Source organism: Mesorhizobium sp. M4A.F.Ca.ET.022.05.2.1 (assembly GCF_003998845.1).
Taxonomy (GTDB): Bacteria; Pseudomonadota; Alphaproteobacteria; order Rhizobiales; family Rhizobiaceae; genus Mesorhizobium.
Window position 1 is genome coordinate 1 of the sequence record NZ_RZOJ01000597.1, and the last position, 2,624, is coordinate 2,624.

Annotated in this window: 3 protein-coding genes; all 3 read left to right on the forward strand. The window is 62.1% G+C overall.

The window, feature by feature from the left end; translation table 11 throughout:
• Positions 1 to 286, forward strand: a 286-nt coding sequence (locus EN745_RS33340; protein ID WP_145992288.1) for an ABC transporter permease, incomplete at its 5' end; no start/stop codon positions are given.
• Positions 287 to 298: 12 nt separating this feature from the next.
• Entirely contained in the window at positions 299 to 1,456 is a 1,158-nt protein-coding gene (locus EN745_RS33345) for an ABC transporter permease (protein ID WP_127400231.1), read from the forward strand.
• Positions 1,457 to 1,506: 50 nt separating this feature from the next.
• Positions 1,507 to 2,624: ABC transporter ATP-binding protein (locus EN745_RS33350; RefSeq protein WP_145992289.1), on the forward strand; the 1,118-nt coding region annotated here is incomplete at its 3' end.

A 2,624-nucleotide genomic window follows, 5' to 3' on the forward strand; every position in this document is an offset into this window, starting at 1 on the left:
CCTCTCCTTCGGAAGCGTCGTGGTCAAGCATGCGCTGCGCAACGCGTTGATCGCGCCGTTCACCGTCATCATGCTGCAATTCCCCTGGCTGCTCACCGGCGTCGTCATCGTCGAGGTGATGTTCCGCTACCAGGGCTTCGGCTACACGCTGGTCGAGGCGGCCGGCAACAACGACATCGACCTTCTGCTCGGCTGCTCGCTGGTTTCGGTGTTCATCGTCCTGATCACGCAGCTTATCTCGGATGTCGGCTACGCGTTTCTCAATCCGCGTATCAGGGTTCAGTAGGGGGCGAAGCGGATGCAGATCGAATATATCAGCGCTTTCAGTGTCGTGCTCGGCGTCATCTCGCGTTTCTGGCCTGTCTGGATAGCGCTCGCCATCGTCATGGGGGCGAGCTTCGCCTACAAGAAGAAGCTCGGACTCTACGGCCAGCTGTTCGACAGCGGCGTCGGTATCGTCGGCGTCGGCATCTGCCTGTTCTGGCTGTTCACGGCGATCTTCGCCTCGACCATCTCGCCCTTCGATCCGCTCTCCCAGGTGCCGGTGATGAAGGACGCGCTGCCCGGCGCGATCGAACCGACGTCGAAGCTCATCTACTATTTCGGCGGCGACAAGCTCGCCCGTGACGTATTTTCGCGCATGGTCTATGGCAGCCAGATCGTGCTGATCATCGCGCCGGCGGCGACCGGTTTCGCGCTGATGGTCGGCATCACGCTCGGCCTGCCGGCCGGCTACTATGGCGGCAAGATCGACACCATCCTGTCCTTCCTCGCCAATCTGGTGCTGGCCTTCCCGGTCATCCTGCTGTTCTATCTGCTGGTGACGCCCGGCATCATGGACACGCCGATCCCCTATGCCATGGCCGGGCTGTTCTTCCTGTTCCCGATCATCTTCTTCAGCGTGCTGTTCTGGACGCGCTACAAGAATCGGCCCGACCGCCTCTACATCCTGCTCGGATTGACGCTGGTCATCGGCGGCTGGATCTATGCCGGCCTGGTGTTCGATGCCGACCCGCTTAAGATCGTCCACATTGATCCCAACCAGCTCAACATCTTCGTTGCGGTGGTGTTCGCCTCCAGCCCCGGCGTGTTCCGCATCGTGCGCGGGCTGACCATGGACATCAAAACGCGCGACTATGTGGCGGCGGCGCAGACGCGTGGTGAATCGCCGTGGTACATCATGCTGTGGGAGATCCTGCCCAATGCCCGCGGGCCGCTGATCGTCGATGCCTGCCTGCGCATCGGTTACACGACGATCCTACTCGGCACACTCGGCTATTTCGGACTGGGGCTGGCGCCCGAGAGCCCGGACTGGGGCACGGCGATCAAGGACGCCAGCCGCCTGCTGCGCTCCTTCATCCACCCGGCACTACCGCCGACGATTGCGCTGATGTCATTCGTGCTTGGGCTGAACCTTCTGGCCGATTCCCTGCGCGAACAGTCGATGAAGGATTGATGGCGGGGTTTCAGGCCCCATCTTCTAAGAACCAAGGATTGGAGCGACCCATGAACGAGGCAGTTCGAAATCCCGGCAAGCCAACCCCTGGGCCGATCATCGAGATCGAGAACCTGTCGATCTCCTTCTTCACCCGCAAGGGCGAGATACCGGCCGTGATGGACTTCTCCTGCACGGTCATGCCCGGCGAGGCGATGGGCATCGTCGGCGAATCCGGCTGCGGCAAGTCGACCGTGTCGCTTGGCATCATGCGCGACCTCTCCAACATCGGAAAGATCGTCGGCGGCAAGATCAAGTTCCAGGGCAAGGACATGGGTGAGATGTCCGACGAGGAGCTGCGCGCCATCCGCGGCAACAAGATCGCCATGATCTACCAGGAGCCGATGGCGAGCCTGAACCCGGCGATGAAGGTCGGCCAGCAGCTGATGGAAGTGCCGCTGATCCACGACAAGGTGTCGAAGGACGAGGCTTACAAACGGGCGCTGGAAATGGTGCGCGCGGTGAAGCTGCCCGATCCCGAGCGCATGATGCGCTCTTATCCGCACCAGCTTTCTGGCGGCCAACAGCAGCGCATCGTCATCGCCATGGCGCTGTTGTCGAAACCAGCCCTGCTCCTGCTCGACGAGCCGACCACGGCGCTCGACGTGACGGTGGAGGCCGGCATCGTTGACCTCGTCAAGGGGCTCGGCGAGAAGTTCGGCACCTCGATGATCTTCGTGTCGCACAATCTGGGCCTCATCCTGGAAACCTGCGACAAGATCACGGTGATGTATTCCGGCGAGGCGGTCGAGACCGGCAAGATCAAGGACGTGTTCGACCGGATGCGCCACCCCTACACGCAGGGACTTTTCCGCTCGATCCCGCTGCCCGGCGCCGACAAGAATTCGCGGCCGCTGATCTCGATCCCCGGCCAGTTGCCGCTGCCGCACGAGCGGCCGAAGGGCTGCAACTTCGGCCCGCGCTGCCATCATTTCGTCGAGGGCGTCTGCAATGCCGCCGAAATCCCGATGATCGCGGTCGAGGGCCATGAGGGCCATTTCTCGCGTTGCGTGCGCTTCAACGAGATCGACTGGGAGGCGTTGCCGCCCGGCGCCAAGAAGGTCAACGAAAAGGTCGAGCCCGGCGCGCCGGTGCTCAAGATTCAGGACCTCAAGAAATACTACAAGGT

What these genes read in the sequence shown, in the direction of transcription:
- EN745_RS33345 (WP_127400231.1), top strand. Translation starts at nt 299, where the DNA reads ATGCAGATCGAATATATCAGCGCTTTCAGTGTCGTGCTCGGCGTCATC.